Source organism: Aureimonas altamirensis, assembly GCF_023702225.1.
Classification (GTDB): Bacteria; Pseudomonadota; Alphaproteobacteria; order Rhizobiales; family Rhizobiaceae; genus Aureimonas; species Aureimonas altamirensis_B.
In genome coordinates, this window is the sequence record NZ_JAMQCO010000009.1 from 76,920 (window position 1) to 94,666 (window position 17,747).

The following is a 17,747-nucleotide window of genomic DNA, read 5'->3' on the forward strand; positions in this document are numbered from 1 at the left end:
GCGTGTGCGCACGATATAGGGCATGCGAGGGGGGAGATTAAACCCCGGCCTTCACCCTGCCGGCCGGGGCTGGGGATGTGGTACGGGCCTGGGCGCCGGATTGCCGGCGGCCTCGACCCGCGCTTCCGGCAGGACCGGGCCGACGATTGTCTCCGCCGGAACGGCCGCTGCGGCCGGTTGCATCGCCGGGGCCGTCGTCGCCTGCTGGCCGCGCACCAGCGCATAGCCGTATTCGAGCCCGTCGCCGATGCGGTTCAGCACGAAACCGGCAATCTGCGAGCCCGCGCCGCAGGCCGCCGGCGCCCGCTCGCAGAAGCCGCCAAGATCTGCGATGGCCTGCTGGAAACCGGAAAAGGCAAGAAAGTAGTTGATGTCTTCCTCGTCTGCGTCGCGGTTGGCGCCCGGCAGGAAGAAGGCGATCAGCCCCAGCAAGAATGCCATCCTGATGACGAAGCGGATCAAACGGCGGGCCCATCCCTGGCGTTTCGGTTGCCCTCCTGTATCGCATCAGGGTTTCCGCTTCCTTGAAATCCGGTTGGCGCGCCGCTCCCGCTTGTCCAGAATGGGATCGGTGATACATGCAAGTTGTTGAAATTATATACGTTAATTCCGTATGCCGGCGATTAACCATGTTGAGCAAAGCCGTTCCGAAACCATCGTGAAAGGCGCCGTTCCGGCCCCTTGGCGCCCCTCCGGGGAGGGCGACTTATGGCTTCATTAAAGGGTTGGCGGGCACGATCCACCCGATTGGACAGAGGCTGCGATACAAGTATTCGATGACGAACGAGACCTCCGCGAACACCGCCGAACAGAAGGAAGGGCGCGCCGACCGGCGTGGCGCCCGCCTTTGCGGCTGGCTGCGCGATGGTCTGGACGGGCTTCTGCCGACGCAATTCGAGGGACGTGCGCGGGTGGCGCGCCTGCGCGTGCTGCTGGTTTTCCTGGCGGTCGGCATGGGGTGTGCGGCGCTGGCCGTCTGGACGGGCGCGGCCACCGGCGCCGTCAGCCGCGAGCTGCTGCTGGCCTCCATCGCCTGCATGGCGGGCGCGGTGGTGACGGTGTCCTATCGCCTGTCGGAAGCCGGAGCGCGCCCGAACTCGGCGGAGCTGCCGGCCTTCGCCCAGGCTCTCCTTGCCGACGAAGCGATTTCGCTGATTCTGATTCTCGATCGGCATGGCCGTATCCTGCAATCCGTGCGCGGGCCGGCGGCGGGCTCCGGCTTTGCGGACCTCGTCCACCTTCGCGATCGTGTCGCGGTTCTGTCGGCCCTGGCCTCCCTGCGGAAGGGAGACGCCCGCGTGGACCTCAGGCTTCGCGCGGCCGACGGTATCGGCGCGAGCGGTATGCGCCTCAAGCTGGTGGCGATGGATGCGCCCGACGCCGCAGGAGCGGTGCTGGCGGTCGGCGAACCGAATGGAGCGATCCGTCCGGCAGACGAGGAATCGGCCGAGGCGGCGCTGCACAGCGCCGTCCGCGCCAGCGCCAGCAAGACGAGCCTGTTGACGGCGGTCGGGCAGGAGCTTGCGGTCGCGGGCCGCGGGGCAGGCAATCTGCCGGTCGAACTTCTGGCCAGCACCCTCTGCTACCTGTCCCGCGTGGATGGCGGGGCATGCCGGGTGGATCCGACGAGCCAGCCGATTGCGCCGATTGTGGAGTCGGCGCTGCGGACCGCCCGCGGAGAAGCTGCGCGCAAAGGCTTGCGGCTTGCCGTCACCACGGCCGAGAAGGGCCCGTGCGTCGCCGATGCGGAGGCGCTTCGGCTTCTACTCGGCATCGTGTTCGCCAATGCCGTAGCCGCCACGCCGCGCGGCGAGATCGATATCCGCGTCGCCACCGACGAAAGCGGCTTGCGCCTGACCGTCACCGATGGCGGCGACGGCCTTTCCGGCTGCGACGCGGAGCCGGCGCTCAACTGCGCGCTGCTGATGGCGCAAAGCCTGTGCGACATGCATTTCGGGAGGCTGCAGACATGCAGCCGCGCCGGTATAGGCACCGTGGTAGACTGCTTCATCCCGGCCGACTGCCAAGCGCGGATCGCCGCCCGATCGACAACCCCAACGGAAAATATCGTAAGCCTGACAGATGCCCGCAAAAAAGCCCCGGACCTCGCCCCAAACATCCCGCAAGCGCCGAACCGCCGCTCAGCCTGACCGCATCGGCGGCGCGACGCGCCTGATCGCGACGCTGGCTTCGGCCGGCGCCGTCGGTCTGTATCGCCTCGTCTCCCGGCGGCCGCTTCTGTATCTCGGCACGGCGGCCTTCCTGACGCTCGGCTCCGTCGTCGGCGCAAACGCCTTCCGGCAGGAAGCGGGGATCGTCAGCCCCATCCTGGCGACACGCGGCGGAGTGCATGTTTCGTCCGAGCCGGCCGACATCACCGGCGCGATCCCGCAGGAGAAGGTCGTGGCCGCCGTCGAGGAGTGGCGCCCCGTCAACGACCCTCGCATCATGTCGGTGCCGCTGGTGCGCGAGGTGCAGCAGGTGCTGCAGTTGCACGGCTTCTACAAGAGCGAGATCGACGGCAGGCCGGGCCAGGCGACAGACCTTGCGGTGCGCCGGTTTCAGGAAAGCCAGGGTCTGCAGGTGGATGGCATGATAACGCCGCTGCTGCTGACGCAGGTGCGCCAGTATGGGCAGGTCAACCCGACGCCCGGGGGCGACGACCGCAGCCTTGAAGAGCGCGTCGCCGAGTTGAATGCGGCGTCTGGCAACGACCGCGAGCTCGTGCGCCAGATCCAGTCCGCGCTGACGCGCGCCAATGTCGCGGAATTGCGGGCGGACGGCATTGCCGGAGAGCAGACGCGTTCGGCCATCCGAACGTTCCAGGCCCTGCATGGCATGGACGTTACGGGCGAGCCGGATGGGGACGTGCTCAAGAAGCTGACGGAAGTCGGCGCGGTGAACTGATGCGCATCACCGCAGACCTGTTCGTCGCGCAGTTGACCCGGCGGGTCTTTGCCGATGGCGGTTTCGCCGCCGTGGAGCGCCGCGGTGCGGAAGCGGCGGGAGCGATCTTCGTGGTGGTGCGGCACCGGGACGGCAGCGTGCAACTGTACGCGCCGGCGGTCCAGGCCCTGGCCGACGAGGACGGCGAGCGCAGGTTCATGGCCGAGCCACAAAAGGATGCGGAAGCATTGGCCCGGCGCTTCGAGCGGGAGGCGCGTTTCGACCCCGATTTCTGGGTCGTCGAGCTGGAGACGGATGACGTCGCCCGCTACCTCACGCTTGCCGAGGCTGGCTGACCGGAGTGTCGGGCCGCTGCCGCCGCTTGCCGAAGTGGCTGCGGGCAGGGGCATCGGCCGAAGGCTCGCGCAGGCGGCCGAAGGCCTTCTCTTCAGGCTGCCTGTACTCCGCCTTGAGCTTCTGACGGCATTCGTCCGAATCGAGTTTGCGGTAGGCCGCCGCGAAGGCGTCCAGCGCCTGGACGTTGCCGGAAAATTCCGGTCGCAACATCATCAGGATCGCCAGCGCATCGCCGGGGCTCGCCTTGAGGCCCTTCAACGCCATGGCGATCATGTGCCCATCGGAGTCGCCGGTAAAGTCCGGGCGTCGTCCCTGCGACAACCCATAGGCTTCGGACAGACGGTCGAACGCCTTGTCCGATTGGCCCTTCAGAGCGGCTTCGGCGACAGCCTGGACGGCGGGCGACGCCGTCGGGCAAGCTTGTGCGCCGGTATCGGCAAGCCGCAGCTGCGTGCGACGAACGAGACCGAGCAACGGCGCGGACGCGGCCTGCGGCCGGGCCGGAAGTTCTGCCGCCAGCGCTTCGATGCTGACGGGGCTGTTGTCCATGCCCGAAAGGGCGCCCGCGACCTGGCGCCTGGCCGGATCAGACAGGCGGGGCCAACTGGACAGGACGAGGCGCGTGAAATCTTCCGCCTGACGTCGGCTGGGCCTCTCGATGGCGGAGAAGGCGGATATCGCGGCCAGCGCCACCGTATCGATGGATTGCGCACCTTGCGGCTTTTCCAGTGTACGGAACAGGGCGGGTGCAGCGTCGATCATGGTGCGTGGCGTATCGTTCCTGTGAGGGTTTGCCCAAATTAGACCGGAAACCTTAACCGATCATTAACCATAGCAGACCGTCAGGACGGCGGGAGCGGTTCGGTCCGGCACCGCAGCGTGCCGACGAAGCGTGCCGCTGCCGCCGCAAGGCTGGGCGCCTCGACCACGCCGCGCAACACGACATAGCCCTCTGCCGCGTCGAAGGGCACGAAGATCGAGGCGTTCTCGTCGAACGTCCCGGCCAGGCGCAACTGGTCGAACTGCTCCTGCGTGCCCAGCATGATATCCAGCGTATCGTCGAGCGCTGCGCGCTGGTTGATGCTGTAGATGTTGTCGCCGGATGGATTGAACACGGATGCCGTCCAGAACGCAGAGGATGGGTCCGCCGTCAGGTGTATCGGCCCGTTCGCGCTGGAGAAGCGGCATGTGGCCAGGTCGAAGGCCGGGTCGACGAAGGTGAACGGGCCGGAGCCCCCGGCCAGGACTTCGGTTTCGAACAGCGCGCTGCTTGCCGACAGGCGGCTCCATGCGCTGTCTTCGGCAAGCCTGGGCATGGCCAGTATCACGCCGATATGGACGACGGCGGCTCCGACGAGCCCCACCAGAAGAGCGAGGATGAGCTTACCCACGGCCGGCGCAATCCGCTCTGTCTATTGTGGGCAGGGCCAGCCTGTCGGTGCCGGCCGAGCTGCTGGCCGGCGTATCGTACAGCGATAGCGCCAGAACCACCGGGCCGCCATCGCCGGGCAGCGCCAGCCAGTTGCCGGGCTGCGCCAGCGCGCTCGCCACGATGGGTGCTGCATTGGCATCGTCGCGCATCAGCCGCGAGGATACGAGAACGCCCGGGCGATCCGAGTGCCGGGGCATAGCGAGCCGGCCGTCCGGGCGGTAGGCCGTCAGCGTGTAGAGGCGCGCCAGCGGTATTGGCCCTTCGACGCGGTAGATGCAGTCGGCACGAAGAGGGCGGCCGCCGGAATCGGTCGCGGCGCGGAAGGACAGTCCCTCGCCCAGTCCGAGGGTGAGGTTGCCGTCCCTTGCCGACCGCGCCCTCGAATAAGGGTCGGCTGCCGGGGAGCCGGTCATCCTGTCGGCGCGCCATGGGCCGATGGCGATGACCCCCTGGCCCTCGAAGCGTGCCAGAAGGGCCTGCGCCGACCAGGCGCCGCCGCCGAAGGCGACGCCGATCGCGACCAGCATCAGCAGGACGAGGCGCAGCCCTGGCATTGCGCTCAACGGGCTTCCGCGGCGGTTGCGTCTTCGCCTCTCGCGGCGACGCGGTTTGTGCCCGTGGGCGGCGCGTCGCGCATCATGCGCGACAGATTGGACAGGAGGCGTTGCGTATCGGCGTTGATGCTGGGCGGCCGCGAGATCAGCGGCGCGTCGTCGCCGCGTGCCGCGACCGGCGTGCTGCCGGGGTCGGGCAGGGGGTTTTCGATGTCGGGTATGGGGTAGAGGTCGATCCCCGTGTGCGCAGCTTCCATGAAGCGTTGCCACGTCATGGCCGGCAATGAGCCGCCGGTGAGCTTGTTGGTCGGCTTGAAGCTGTCGTTCCCGTACCAGACGGCCGCCGTGAAATTGCCGGTATAGCCGACAAACCAGGCATCGCGGTAGCCTTGCGTCGTGCCCGTCTTGCCGGCGGCCCGCGTCATGGACAGCGCGGCGCGGCGCGCGGTTCCGCGCTCGGGTATCTGTACCAGCATCTCGTTCATCGACCGCGCCGCATCTGCCGAAAGCACGCGCTGCGGTGCGGGCAGGTCCCGAGCGGCGCTCCACACGACATTGCCTTCCCCATCCATCATGTCCAGCACGGCGTGGCGGTTGGCCTGCATGCCGCCGGCTGGGAATACCGCATAGCCGGTCGCCTGGTCCATCACCGTCACCTCGTTGGTGCCGAGCGCGATGGTCTTGTCGCCGCGAAGGGGCGTTTCCACGCCCATGCGCGCGGCGAGCCTGGCGACGTTCCCGGAGCCGACCTTCTGGCTGAGCTTCACCGCCACCGTGTTGATCGAGCGGGCCAGCGCCGTTTCCACGGACATGCGTCCGGAGAAGGAGTTGCCGTAGTTCTGGGGCGACCAGTTGCCGACCCGGACCGGCCCGTCCACGACGGTATCCTTCGGCGTCATCCCGTCCTCCATGGCGGCGGCATAGATGTAAGGCTTGAAGGAGGAGCCCGGCTGGCGGAGCGCACGGGTGGCGCGGTTGAACTGCGATACGCCGTAATCGCGCCCGCCGACCAGCGCCCGTACGCCGCCTTCATGGTCCAGCACCACCATGGCGCTCTGCTCCACGCCGTAGGTCTTGCCGAACTGGCGCAGATGATAGTCGATCGATTCGTCGGCCAGCCGCTGCAGCCCCATGTCGATGGTCGTGCGCGCGGTCAGGTTGCGCAGCTTGCTGCCGGCGGTCAGGCGGCGCACCTCGTCGAAGGCGAAGTCCAGGAAATAGTCGGGCGATGCGACGGTGGAGCGGTCGACGGCGGTGGCCGGCCGGCGGCGGGCAGCCACGACCTGGCCCTCGGTCATGAAGCCGCTGTCCACCATGGCGCCGAGCACGACGTTGGCCCGGGCGCGCGCCGCGGGCAGGTTGATGTGCGGCGCGTAGGCGGCCGGCGCCTTGAACAGACCTGCCAGCATGGCGGCCTCGGCCAGGTTCACGTTGCGCACGTCCTTGCCGAAATAGAACTCGGCCGCCGCCGCCGCGCCGAAGGTGCCGCCGCCCATATAGGCGCGGTCGAGATACATCGAGAGGATCTCGCGCTTGGAGTAATGCGTCTCCAGCCACAGCGCGATGAACGCCTCGTTGATCTTGCGGTCGATGGAGCGCTCGTTGGTCAGAAACAGGTTCTTGGCGAGCTGCTGCGTCAGCGTGGAGCCGCCCTGCACCACGCCGCCGGCCCGCGCATTCTCGCTCATGGCGCGTCCGAGGCCGACGAAGTCGATGCCCCAATGCTCGAAGAAGCGGCGGTCCTCCGTGGCCAGGACAGCCTTCAGGAAATGGTCCGGCATCTCTTCGATGGGCACGGCGTCGGCGCGCAATTCGCCGCGCCGGCCGATCTCGTTGCCATGACGGTCGAGGAAGGCGACCGAATAGGAGCCCTCCGCCGGAAGCCCGTCGGCCGTCAGGCGCATGGCGGGCTGGGCCAGCGCCAGCAGCACCATGAGGCCGGCGAGGCCGAGCGTAAGCCCCTCGCAGGACAGCTCGACCATGGCGCGGTTGAAGCCGCGCGCACGAAACTTCCGGGAAAAGATGGTCAGACTTTCCCATGCGGCCGAAAAGCCGTGAAAAAGCCGCCACAAGCTGCTATCCAGCCAGGCATCGACTTCGATAAGCGGCGTTGGGCCGCGCCGCTTCTGCCGGTTGGGTGGGAACTGTTTCCGCACGCTTATCACCACCACGCATACGGGGCATGCGGAATGGCTTCCGCTGCCCGGCTTCGTACGCCCTTCATAACCCTAGGTGAGCAAATTGACGGTAAACAGCAAGCCGCCGACGCAAGATTCGCCATTGAATTCCACGCTGCGTGATTTCGGCAACAGGCCGTTCTGGCGCGAGCGCGCGCTGGAGGAATTTTCCGCGCGCGAGTGGGAGTCGCTGTGCGATGGCTGCGGCCGCTGCTGCCTCAACAAGCTGGAGGATTGGGACACGGGCGAGATCGCGTGGACCAATGTCGCCTGCCGCCTGCTGGACTGCGAAAGCTGCCGCTGCTCCGATTACGAGGACCGGCTGACCACCGTGCCGGACTGTTTGCCGCTGACGCCGCAGACCGTGCGCGAGATCGGGTGGCTGCCGCCGACATGCGCCTACCGCCTCGTCGCCGAGGGGCGGGATCTGTATTGGTGGCACCACCTCGTATCGGGCGACCCGACGACCGTGCACCAGGCCGGCATATCGGTGCGTGGCCGCGCCATCAGCGAGGAAGGGCTGGCGCCGGAAGAGTTCGAGGATCATCTCGCGGCCTGGCCCGGACAGAATCCTATGAACGAAAATCATTGATCCTGAAAAAGACAGTTGACACCGTTACGGTGATCGGCTAGAAGATTCGTACGGTCGAATTTCTGTATCGACTGACTGGTTTTTGAAGGGGCTGCGCCGGCGTCGGTTGCGGCCTTTTTTCGTTTCCCGATCCCCGAATCCATCCGTTGGAGCATCTGTGGTCCGACAAGCACGAAGCGCCGCCACCGGCGGCGCGCGCAGGCGTGGCGCGGCCGAAGGGGCGCGCCTTGCCGAACTGGCGCGCGGCCATGCGGAGGCCGCGCTGGACGCCCTTGTGGAAATCGCCGTGGAGGGGGGCAGCGAGGCTGCACGCATCTCCGCGGCCAACGCCATCCTGGACCGCGCCTACGGCAAGCCGGGCGCCGGCGGCGACGCCGCCGCGCCCGATGGCCCCACGAACCCGAAAGACCTGAGCGACGATGAGCTTCTCAGTATCGCCAGCGCAGGCGGCGCGCGAACTGCTGCGCCGCCGGAGGGGCCGTGAAAGCCTGACGGGCTTTTCGGGCGTGGTCGCCATACCGGGACGGCCCGACGAGACGGTCGAAGACGCCTACGAGGCGGTGGAAACGGGCATCGCCGCCCACCACCGCCTGCTGATGGACGCCATCGACACCTGCCTCGACACCGCGAATGGCCGGCTGATGGTGTTCATGCCGCCGGGCAGCGCCAAAAGCACCTATGCCAGCGTGCTGACGCCGCCCTTCGCGATGGGGCGCAAGCCGGGCTTCCGCGTCATCGGGGCGTGCTACGCGACGGAGCTTGCCCGCAAGCTGGGGCGCCGCTGCCGCTCCATCGTCCGGCAACCCGCCTTCGAACGGCTGTTCCGCACGCGGCTTTCCGCCGAAAGCGCGGCGGCGGACGAATGGTCGCTGACCAACGGCTCGGAGTACATGGCCGGGGGCATACTCTCGGGCATTACCGGCAACCGGGCGGATCTCGTGCTGATCGACGATCCCGTCAAGGGGCGGCAGGATGCCGAGAGCCCGGTGATCCGGCGCAAGACGCTGGATGCCTATCAAGACGACCTGATGACACGGCTCCTGCCCGGCGGGTCGGTGATCCTGGTGCAGACCCGCTGGCATGAAGAGGATCTGGCCGGCTGCATCCTGCCGGAAGGGTATGACGGGCAGTCCGGCGACATCGCCTGCCGGGACGGCCAGACATGGCGTGTCCTGTGCCTGCCGGCCCGGGCCGAGCGGGAAGACGACCCGCTGGGCCGCCGGCCCGGCGAGTATCTGTGGCCGGAATGGTTTCCGCGTAGCCACTGGGCGCCGTTCGAACGCAATCCCAGAAGCTGGGCCAGCCTGTTCCAGCAGCGGCCTTCGCCCGACGAGGGGGACATCTTCCGCCGCGAATGGCTGGCGCTTTACGACACTTTGCCGGCGGGATGCCGCTTCTATGGCGGGTCCGACTACGCGGTGTCCGACGCCGGCGACTATACGGTGCATGTGGTGGTGGCGATGGACGCGGAGGGCACGCTCTACGTCCACGACCTGTGGCGCGGAAAGGGCGAACCCGACAAGTGGATCGAACCGCTGCTCGATCTGGTCGAAGCGCACGATCCGCTGGCCTGGGCGGAGGAGGCGGGCCAGATCAACAAGTCGATCGGCCCGTTCCTGCGCCGGCGCATGGCCGAGCGGCGGGTCTTCTTCCACCGCCGCCAGGAGGCGTCCACCACCGACAAGGTGGCGCGGGCGCGCTCGCTCCAGGGAAGGATGGCCTCGGGCCGCGTCATGCTGCGGCGCGGCGCTCCCTGGCTGGCCGACCTCGTGGCCGAACTGACGGTGTTTCCCAACGGCCGGCATGACGACCAGGTCGATGCGCTGACCAAGACGACGCAGATGCTGGACAGGATGCGGGGCACGGCAAACGGGCCGGGCCTGCCCACCGCCGACCCCTTCATGGCCAAAAACGCGTTCTCGCGCCCACGATCAGGAACACGACTGTGACAGAAGCCGATGCCAAGGAATGGGAAACGCGCCTCGAGGCGGCCCTGCGGGCCGAGCGCGACTGGCGCGAGAAGGGCCGCGAGGTGGTCGAAATCTTCCGCGCCGAGCGGACCGCCGACGGCGCTGCCGGCCGCGGCCGCTTCAACATGCTCTATGCCAATACGGCGATCCTTGCCCCGGTGATGTACCAGCAGCCTCCCAGGGCCGATGTGCGCCGCCGGGCGATCGCCGCCGATGGCGTGGCGGACCGCGCCGCCGATATCCTGCAGGCGGCGCTGAACGTGGCCGTGGATGCCGGCGACCTCGATTCCGAGGTGCGCCGCCTGGTGCAGGATCTGCTCCTGCCGGGGCGCGGTGTGATGCGCGTGCGCTGGGCGCCGGTGGTGCGGGACATTCCCCTGTCGGATGCCCGTGGGCTGCCTGTCGCCGATGCGCAGGGGCGGCCCGTCACCGAACCGCGCAAGGTGTGGGAAAGCGTCGAGTTCGACCACGTATTCTGGGAGGATTTCGTCTGCGAGCCGGTGCGACGCTGGAAGGATGTCGGCTGGTGCGCCTTCCGCCACTACCTGACGCGGACCGCCATCGAGGCGGGTTTCGGGGACGGGGAGACCGCCTCGCGGCTGCTTGCCGACGAGGCCTGGTGCAGGGGCGCCTTCGTGCACAGGCCGGCCGAGCGGGAAGACGAGAAGCGCGGCGCCGAAGCGGTGGAGAAGCGCGCCCTCGTCTGGGAATGCTGGGACCGCGAGACGCGCACCGTTTCCTTCGTCGCGATGGGCCCGGACGGGGCCGTCTTCCTGCGCCGGGATGGCGACCGCCTCGGGCTGAAGGGCTTCTTCCCCTGTGCCGAGCCGCTGACGGCGGTCACCACCGGCAACACGATGGTGCCGGTGCCCGAATACGAGATCTACCGCGACCTGGCGGCGGAGATCGCCCGGCTGACCGAGCGTATCGACGCCATCATGCAGCGCATGCGCGTGCGCGGCCTGTTCAACGGCTCGATCGAGGAGTTGGCCGACGCACTGGAGGGCGAGGACGGCAAGATGATTCCCGTCGCCGCGGTGGAGATGGAGGCGCTGGCCAGCAATGTCTGGCTGATTCCCCTGGACATGCTGGCCCAGACGGCGATGGCCCTGTACGGCGCGCGGGAACAGTCCAAACAGGCGCTCTACGAGGTCACCGGAATTTCCGACGTGCTGCGTGGGGCCTCCGTCGCCAGCGAAACGGCGACCGCCCAGCGCATCAAGGGTAATTTCGGCACGCTGCGCATCGACGACAGGCGGCGGGCGTTGAACGCCTGCATCCGCGACACGTTGCGGATCGCCGCCGAAATCGTCGCCACCTGCTTTTCCGCCGAGACGCTCGCGGTGATGACGGGCCGCACCGTGGACGCGGAGGCGGAAGCCTTCCTGCGCAACGACGCGCTGCTGCTTTGCAGGGTGGATATCGAAAGCGATTCCACCATCGCTGCCGACGAGGTCGCCGAACAGGAATCGGCCGCCCGCCTGGTGCAGGCCGCGGCCGGGATCCTGCAGACCTTCGGCCCGCTGGTGCAGTCGGGGATGGCGCCGCCGCGCCTTGTCGGCGAGGTGCTTAAGCTCGTGCTGCGCCCGTTCAAGGGCGCGCGCGACCTGATGGGCCTTCTCGACCAGGTTTCCGAAACAGCCGCAGCCGCGGCCCCGCCCGCTCCGGCCCAGCCGCCGGTGGACGAGGAGGCGGCGCTGCGGCTGCAGGCCCGCCGAGAGGCGCTGGCCATGGAGCGCGAGCGCCATGCGTTGGCGATGGAGGAGGGCCGGCAGGACATGGACATCGAGCGCCGCAGGCTGGCGCTCGATACGGCCCGCGCCATCGCTTCCGCAACCGCCCGCAAAGGAAAACGCCCATGACCGACTGTCGGTCCGACTTTCCATGTCCCGGCCTGATCCGGGACATCGAACCCTATCGCTCGCCCATTTCCGGGCGAGTGGTTTCGACCCGCGCCGAACGCCGCGCGGATCTGCAACGCCATGGCTGTGTCGATTCCCGGGAGCTGAAGGGCATCCGGCCGGCCGAAGGCTCCACGCATGAGGGATGTTAACGTGGATACGGACCTGAAACCGGAAGATGCCCCGCTGCCGCAGGACGCCGCGCCGCCGCCCGAGGTGGAAGACCTCGGCGCCCGGCTGCGCGCCCTCATCACCGAAGATCTCATGGCCCGCATGAAGGAGTCGGGCTTCGACGAGGTGGGCGGGATCGGCCATCTGATCGAGATGGAGCGCTATGCCGCTTCCGACCCTGCCGGCTACCTCAGGCTGGTTGCGCGCCATGCTGCAGGGCATGGGGTGGATATCGGCTCCGTGCTGCGGGAAGCCGCATCGGCGGGCGGCGACGAAGCGGATGCACGCGCCGCCGTCATGCGCCGTATCGAGGCGTTCCGGGATGCGGCCGACGAGGCCGGCGCACCCCGCCACCCGCATTACGAGGCGGTATCGGGGGAGATGGCATCGCTGATCCGCGCCGACCCCTCGCTCGACCTGGCAGAGGCCTATCGCCACGCCGTGTGGATGAACCCCGAGGTTCGCGAAACCCTGATCGAGGCGGAACTGGCGGACCGCCAGGCGAAGCTGCATGCGGACGGAACACAAAAGGCCCGCCGCGCGGCATCGGATGCCGCCCTGGCGGCCCGCCAGAACATTCGTCCCGGCGGGGGCGGCTTTGCCCGTACGCCGGACGTCAGGAACCTGGATGACGCGATCGCCATCGCGCTCCGGCAGGTCAATGCTTGAGAAACGAGGACACCGATGAACGCAGCCCAGCTTCGCCAGTTGCTTGCCACGACGATCGCCAATTATCGCCGGCAACTCTACGACAACGTCACGGGGTCCAACCTCGTGCTGGCCACCCTCCAGCAGAAGGGGCGCATCACCCCCCTGGACGGCGGGTCCGACATTCGCGGCCCGGTCGTCTTCGACGAAGAGGACTTCAGGTGGTATGACGGCGTCGACAGCCTCGGCCGCACGCAGAAGGAGACGATCGGCGAAGCCGTCTATACGCCGGGCATGGCGGCGGCCTCGATAACCCTGTCGGGTGAGGAGATGGCCAAGAATGCCGGCCGCTCGCAGATCGTCAAGCTTTTGCGCGCCAAGACGCAGAACGCCGAAAACACGCTGAAATCGGGCATCACCCGGGCCCTCTATGGCGACGGGTCGGTCGCCAAATCCTTCGTGGGCCTGGATGCTATCGTGTCGGATACGCCGGCCGTGGGCACCGTTGGCGGCATCGACGCAGGCGCAAAGCCATGGTGGCGCAACAAGGCCGTCACGGTCGCCATGGCGGGCGCCGCCGATGACCGGGAACGCTACAGGCGATTGCGCCTCGGCATGAGTGCCCTGTACCGCCAATGCTGCGTCGGTACCGAGAAGACCGACATCGTCACCCTGTCGGACGATGTCTATGGGCTGTACGAAAGCGGTCTGCAGGAAAACCAGCGCTACGCAGACGCCAACGCGGCTGCGCTGGGTTTCGATACGCTGAAGTACCGGTCGGCGACCGTCATCACCGAAAGCGCCGGCTCGGCCCATCCCGACGACAACGGCTTCTTCCTGAACACGGACTTTCTGAACCTAGAATATTACGAGGGCAGGGGCTTCGACGAACTCGACCTTCCGGAATCCACCCCGGACATGGATGCCGTTACCAAGCATATCGGCTTCATGGGCGCGCTCACCTGCTACAAGCGCAACCGCCACGGACGGCTGATCGTAACCGGGCTCTAAATCCCGGCAGGACGCGATTTCCCGCCGCCGCGCAATGAGGCGCGGCGGCGCCTGCGCCATGTGCCCGAGGGGCTTTCCCATGATCCGCTTCTTCGACAAGGCAGAGCCGTCCGGCCTGGGGCCGGACGGGCTCGCCACCTATCGGCTCGAAACCTATTTTCGAATGCTACCGCGATATCGCCACGCGCATCGTGCGGCGGGCGCGGCCCGCCGACATCGCCGCCTATCCTTCGCAATACGCGGCCTACACACAGGCGCGCAGCACGGCCGACGAGGGTTTCCCGCTTTGCGCCTGGCCCGCCGTTGACGAGGCGGTGCGGCTCGGCCTTGCAGAGCGCGGCATACGCACCGTGGAGCGGCTGGCCGCCGCCGACCTCGGCTCGGCGCCCGTCGAGTACCGCGACGCAAAGGAGCGCGCGGAAGCATTCCTGCAGACGCTGCGGGAAGAAGGGCCGCAGCGGGCTGCCGAGGTGCAGAAGCTGCGCACGGAGATCGCCGCGCTGGCGGCCGAGAATGCGGAGCTTCGCGCGGGGCTGGCGCAGGCCGCGCCGCAGCGTCCGGCGCGCACCGGCAGCCGGCGCATCGTCGCGGAGCGTGGATGATGCAGCTCGGCCTTCTCATCCGCTCCATCATGCCCGGCCTGCAACTGCCGGCTCCGGCCTCGGTCGTCGGCAATGCCGACCCGGTCGTCCAGCAGATGCTTGCGGTGCTTGCTCCGGCGGCCGACGAGCTCGTCCGGCGCTATCCCTACACGCGGCGGCTCGTCGACGGAAAATGGATCAAGCCGCTTGCCGCTCCGCCGACGAATGTGGCCACTCTGGATACGGACGACATCCTGTTCGATACGCCCGTCATTCGCGCGGCCGTCAAATGGCGCTGGCAGGAGGCGAACGGCCTCGACTACGCCGAGGCTTTCCGCCAGTGCGAAGAGGCCCTTTCCCGCGTCGCGAGCGAGCATATGCGCGCCACGCGCGACAGGGTGGATCTGTGATGCGGCGGCCGCTGCGACGCATGTCCGCGTTCGGGTCGGCGCGCTCCGTGCCGGTCATGGTGCCTGCGCCCTACGGCGGGATCAACGGCGTGGATGCCATCGCCGGGGGCATGAACCCGGTGGATGCGGTGGACCTTTGCAACTTCGTCTGCATAGACGGCGGCGTGGAAAGCCGGCCGGGCTACACCGTCCGCAACAACCTGGGCACGGGCGCACGCGTCGGCTTCCTGCATCCGTTGCCCGATCCCTCGCTCGGCAGCGTAGCCGCCAGCGGCGGCAGGCTGCATCTTGTTGCGACGGGCACGACGCTGCTTGGCAGCGGCTTCGCATCGGATGGCTGGCGAGGCGCCGTCATGAACGGGCGCCTGTTCATGGTCAACGGCTCGGACGCACCCCGTGCGCTCGTCGGCACGACGCTGCAGACGCCGAGCTTCGTCGGACCGTCCATCCTGTCGGCTCTTCACCGCGTTCGCGCTCACGCGCGGCGGTTGTTCTTCGCGGAGCGGGGTACGGCAACATTCTGGTATACCGAGGCGCCGGGCAACGTTTCCGGCACGCTGCTGCCGTTCGACCTGTCCGGCGTCGGCAACAAGGGCGGCGTACTGGAAGAAATCGCCACCCTTGCCCCGGACGGCGGTACCGGCGGCGATGACGACGCCGTGGCCTTCTTCATGTCGTCAGGCGAAGCCATCGTGTATCGCGGCTCCGATCCGGGCGATGCGGCCAACTGGGGGCGGGTGGGTGTCTTTCCGGTGGCGCGGCCCCTTGCGGTGGAAAGCCACGGCGGCGACGTGCTCACCGCATCGCTCGACGGTTACGCCGAGCTGTCCCGCCTGCTGCCGTCCGGGCGCTCACCCGTTGCCGGGTTCGGCAGCCGGATCGCGCGGCTTGCCCAAGGCTCCGCCGCCGCGTTCGGGGCCAATCCCGGCTGGCAGATCCTGTATGGCCCGGCCCAGCGGATCGTCATCGTGCATGTGCCGCAGACGGCGAGTGCCGCGCAGCAGCATGTCTACAGCGTGGCAACGGGTGCCTGGTCGCGGTGGACAGGCCTTCCCGCAACGGTCTGGGGCAGCGTTGGCGAGGCGCTGTGCTTCGGCACGAGCGATGGGCGCATCTGCGCGCTCGGCAGCGACAGCGACAATGGCGCCCCCATCGTCGCAACGGCCCAGGCGGCCTGGAATCCGCTCGGCAGCCCCGGCCGCCGGAAGCGCATCGGGCTCGTCAAGCCCATCGTCACGGCCACCTATACGCCCAGCATCCGCCATGTCGTCGGGGTGGATTTCCGGCCGCCCGTCTATGGCGCGGAGGCCACCGTGCCCATGGCTGCCGATTCCGGCATCTGGAACCAGTCGGTCTGGAACGCCGCTACCTGGAGCGGCTCCGAAGAGGTTACGGCGGAGTATCGTGGCGGCGGGGCCATCGGCGAATGGTTCGCCGTGGGCCTGCGTGTCGACAGTCGCGCCGGGCGGGTCAAATGGTTGGCCACGACCCTCATGGTGGAGGCCGGCGCATGAGCTACGCCATCTTGACGGGGCAGCATGCCCAAGTGGCCGGCTGGATCGCGGCCCGGGTCGAATCCTGCGAGTCCCTGGACGGGGCGGTTGCCTTCGCAGCGGTGAGGGATGGCCGGCTGACGGGCGGCATCGCCTTTACCGAGTTCCGTGGGCGGGACATCCGCGTGACGGTAGCGGGCGAGGGCGCCTGGCTTTCGCGGCGCCTGCTGCGCACGGCCTTCGCATACGCCTTCCGCGATCTTGGATGCCGGCGCATCAGCGCCATGGTCAAGCGCGGCAACGTTGCGTCGCGCAACCTCGTCCAGCGGCTCGGTTTCCGCCTGGAAGGGCGGCACCCGGGCTTTTTCGAGGATGGCGACATTCTCTGCAGCTACGGCCTCCTGGCCGACGATTGCCTTTGGCTGAAAGGTTGAGACGATGGGAAAAAGCACACCGAAAGCGCCGAACCCGTACACGACTGCGGCGGCGCAGGCGCAGGCCAACAGCGCAGCAGTGCGCGACAGCGCAATCTATAACGCGGTGGATCAATACGGTCCGCTCGGCGCCACGACCTATCAGCGGCGCAGCGACGGGACGCCCTATGCGCAGACCGTTTCCCTGGCGCCTCAGGCACAAGCCGTCCTCGGCAACCAGTTGCGCGCCGCCGATACGCTGACGACAAGGGCCGCCGCAATGGCAAGCAGGATTCCGTCGTCGCCACTCGACGTCTCGTCGCTGCCGGCACGACCGGCGACCATCGCTGCCACCGGCACCATAAAGGATTATATTCCTGGCACGGCAGGCGCGCAGCAAACCGTTTCATCAGCGGGCCTGCCGGCGCTGCCCGGCGTCACGGACTTCGGCGCGGAAGCGGCACGCGCGCAGAATGCGTCCTTCGGCAAGGCGCAGGCACTTCTGAAACCGGACCTGACGGAATCGCGCAACCGCCTTGTCCAATCGTTGTCCGACAGGGGTATTCCGCTGGACAGCGCCGCCGGGCAGGCGGAGTTGAACCGGATGGACCGGGCCCAGTCGGAGGCGATGAACAGGGCAGCCTATGATTCGGTCGCGGCTGGCGGGCAGGAGCAGTCCCGTCTCTTCGGGCTCGCCTCGGCGGCGCGCGGGCAACTGTACAATGAGGGGCTCTCGACCGCAGGCTTCAACAATGACGTGGCGAACAGCCGCTTCAATCAGGATCTCGCATCGACGCAATTTTCCAACGCCGCCCAGAACCAGCGCTTCTCGCAAGCCGCGCAGCAGGCAGCCTTTACGGCGGACCAGCGCGACAAGGCCCTGTCGGAGGCGTTGACGCTGCGCAACCAGCCTCTGGCGGAAACGGCGGCCATGTTGCGCGCGGCCCCGGCGTTCCAGATGCCGGGCTTCCAGCAGACGCCCGCCTATAATGTCGAAGCCCCTGATATCTCCGGCCTCGTGGACGCGAATTATCGTAACCAGGTGAACGCGGCGAACCAGCGTCAGCAGAACCTGTATGGCAGTGCGGCCAACCTCGCCACCACTGCGATCGGAGCGCCATGGTTTGGGCGCTGGCTCGGGATATAGGACA

The 17,747-nt window shown here is 67.9% G+C and carries 20 protein-coding genes; 15 read left to right on the top strand and 5 right to left on the bottom strand.

Annotated features, from left to right (window positions below):
• Nucleotides 1-51: 51 nt before the first annotated feature.
• Entirely contained in the window at nt 52-432 is a 381-nt protein-coding gene (locus tag NDN16_RS15525; protein WP_251114378.1) for a DUF5330 domain-containing protein, read from the bottom strand.
• A gap of 344 nt (nt 433-776) precedes the next feature.
• Between NDN16_RS15525 and NDN16_RS15530 the strand changes: the two genes are divergently transcribed.
• Genes NDN16_RS15530 through NDN16_RS15540 form a run of 3 tightly spaced genes read left to right on the top strand, consistent with a single transcriptional unit; the run spans nt 777 to nt 3,242 of the window.
• On the top strand, nt 777-2,150 hold the full coding sequence (locus NDN16_RS15530) for a sensor histidine kinase (RefSeq protein WP_251114379.1): 1,374 nt from the start codon (nt 777-779) through the stop codon (nt 2,148-2,150).
• On the top strand, nt 2,083-2,907 hold the full coding sequence (locus NDN16_RS15535) for a peptidoglycan-binding domain-containing protein (protein ID WP_251114380.1): 825 nt from the start codon (nt 2,083-2,085) through the stop codon (nt 2,905-2,907). The genes NDN16_RS15530 and NDN16_RS15535 overlap by 68 nt, the downstream gene beginning before the upstream one ends.
• Nucleotides 2,907-3,242 (top strand): DUF1491 family protein, encoded by a 336-nt coding sequence (locus NDN16_RS15540; RefSeq protein WP_251114381.1) that lies wholly within the window; start codon nt 2,907-2,909, stop codon nt 3,240-3,242. The genes NDN16_RS15535 and NDN16_RS15540 overlap by 1 nt, the downstream gene beginning before the upstream one ends.
• Here the strand turns inward: NDN16_RS15540 and NDN16_RS15545 are convergent.
• The 4 genes from NDN16_RS15545 to NDN16_RS15560 all read right to left on the bottom strand — a co-directional run bounded on the left by NDN16_RS15545 (nt 3,220) and on the right by NDN16_RS15560 (nt 7,385).
• Nucleotides 3,220-4,005, bottom strand: coding sequence for a hypothetical protein (locus tag NDN16_RS15545; protein WP_251114382.1), 786 nt, complete (start codon nt 4,003-4,005; stop codon nt 3,220-3,222). The genes NDN16_RS15540 and NDN16_RS15545 overlap by 23 nt on opposite strands.
• Nucleotides 4,006-4,085: 80 nt before the next feature.
• Nucleotides 4,086-4,634, bottom strand: coding sequence for a DUF1254 domain-containing protein (locus tag NDN16_RS15550; RefSeq protein ID WP_251114383.1), 549 nt, complete (start codon nt 4,632-4,634; stop codon nt 4,086-4,088).
• Nucleotides 4,627-5,229 carry a DUF1214 domain-containing protein gene (locus NDN16_RS15555; protein WP_251114541.1) on the bottom strand — a complete coding sequence of 201 codons (603 nt, stop codon included), beginning with the start codon at nt 5,227-5,229 and terminating at the stop codon, nt 4,627-4,629. The genes NDN16_RS15550 and NDN16_RS15555 overlap by 8 nt, the downstream gene beginning before the upstream one ends.
• A 5-nt stretch (nt 5,230-5,234) precedes the next feature.
• On the bottom strand, nt 5,235-7,385 hold the full coding sequence (locus NDN16_RS15560) for a transglycosylase domain-containing protein (RefSeq protein WP_251114384.1): 2,151 nt from the start codon (nt 7,383-7,385) through the stop codon (nt 5,235-5,237).
• Between the two features lie 124 nt (nt 7,386-7,509).
• Between NDN16_RS15560 and NDN16_RS15565 the strand changes: the two genes are divergently transcribed.
• The 12 genes from NDN16_RS15565 to NDN16_RS15620 all read left to right on the top strand — a co-directional run bounded on the left by NDN16_RS15565 (nt 7,510) and on the right by NDN16_RS15620 (nt 17,743).
• Nucleotides 7,510-7,998 (top strand): YcgN family cysteine cluster protein, encoded by a 489-nt coding sequence (locus tag NDN16_RS15565; protein ID WP_251114385.1) that lies wholly within the window; start codon nt 7,510-7,512, stop codon nt 7,996-7,998.
• Between the two features lie 157 nt (nt 7,999-8,155).
• Nucleotides 8,156-8,482, top strand: coding sequence for a hypothetical protein (locus NDN16_RS15570; protein WP_251114386.1), 327 nt, complete (start codon nt 8,156-8,158; stop codon nt 8,480-8,482).
• Entirely contained in the window at nt 8,418-9,947 is a 1,530-nt protein-coding gene (gene terL, locus NDN16_RS15575; protein WP_251114387.1) for a phage terminase large subunit, read from the top strand. Before NDN16_RS15570 ends, terL begins: the two co-directional genes overlap by 65 nt.
• The gene (locus NDN16_RS15580; RefSeq protein ID WP_251114388.1) at nt 9,944-11,830 is read left to right on the top strand and encodes a hypothetical protein; all 1,887 of its coding nucleotides are present in this window, start codon (nt 9,944-9,946) and stop codon (nt 11,828-11,830) included. The genes terL and NDN16_RS15580 overlap by 4 nt, the downstream gene beginning before the upstream one ends.
• Nucleotides 11,827-12,021 carry a hypothetical protein gene (locus NDN16_RS15585; RefSeq protein WP_251114389.1) on the top strand — a complete coding sequence of 65 codons (195 nt, stop codon included), beginning with the start codon at nt 11,827-11,829 and terminating at the stop codon, nt 12,019-12,021. Before NDN16_RS15580 ends, NDN16_RS15585 begins: the two co-directional genes overlap by 4 nt.
• The gene (locus NDN16_RS15590; protein ID WP_251114390.1) at nt 12,008-12,709 is read left to right on the top strand and encodes a hypothetical protein; all 702 of its coding nucleotides are present in this window, start codon (nt 12,008-12,010) and stop codon (nt 12,707-12,709) included. The genes NDN16_RS15585 and NDN16_RS15590 overlap by 14 nt, the downstream gene beginning before the upstream one ends.
• A 15-nt stretch (nt 12,710-12,724) precedes the next feature.
• Nucleotides 12,725-13,699 carry a phage major capsid protein gene (locus NDN16_RS15595; protein WP_251114391.1) on the top strand — a complete coding sequence of 325 codons (975 nt, stop codon included), beginning with the start codon at nt 12,725-12,727 and terminating at the stop codon, nt 13,697-13,699.
• Nucleotides 13,700-13,890: 191 nt separating this feature from the next.
• Nucleotides 13,891-14,301 (top strand): hypothetical protein, encoded by a 411-nt coding sequence (locus tag NDN16_RS15600; protein ID WP_251114392.1) that lies wholly within the window; start codon nt 13,891-13,893, stop codon nt 14,299-14,301.
• Nucleotides 14,298-14,690, top strand: coding sequence for a hypothetical protein (locus NDN16_RS15605; RefSeq protein WP_251114393.1), 393 nt, complete (start codon nt 14,298-14,300; stop codon nt 14,688-14,690). The genes NDN16_RS15600 and NDN16_RS15605 overlap by 4 nt, the downstream gene beginning before the upstream one ends.
• 20 nt (nt 14,691-14,710) lie before the next feature.
• The gene (locus NDN16_RS15610; RefSeq protein ID WP_251114394.1) at nt 14,711-16,204 is read left to right on the top strand and encodes a hypothetical protein; all 1,494 of its coding nucleotides are present in this window, start codon (nt 14,711-14,713) and stop codon (nt 16,202-16,204) included.
• Nucleotides 16,201-16,617 (top strand): GNAT family N-acetyltransferase, encoded by a 417-nt coding sequence (locus tag NDN16_RS15615; protein ID WP_251114395.1) that lies wholly within the window; start codon nt 16,201-16,203, stop codon nt 16,615-16,617. The genes NDN16_RS15610 and NDN16_RS15615 overlap by 4 nt, the downstream gene beginning before the upstream one ends.
• Nucleotides 16,618-16,621: 4 nt before the next feature.
• Nucleotides 16,622-17,743, top strand: coding sequence for a hypothetical protein (locus tag NDN16_RS15620; RefSeq protein ID WP_251114396.1), 1,122 nt, complete (start codon nt 16,622-16,624; stop codon nt 17,741-17,743).
• Nucleotides 17,744-17,747 lie beyond the last annotated feature (4 nt).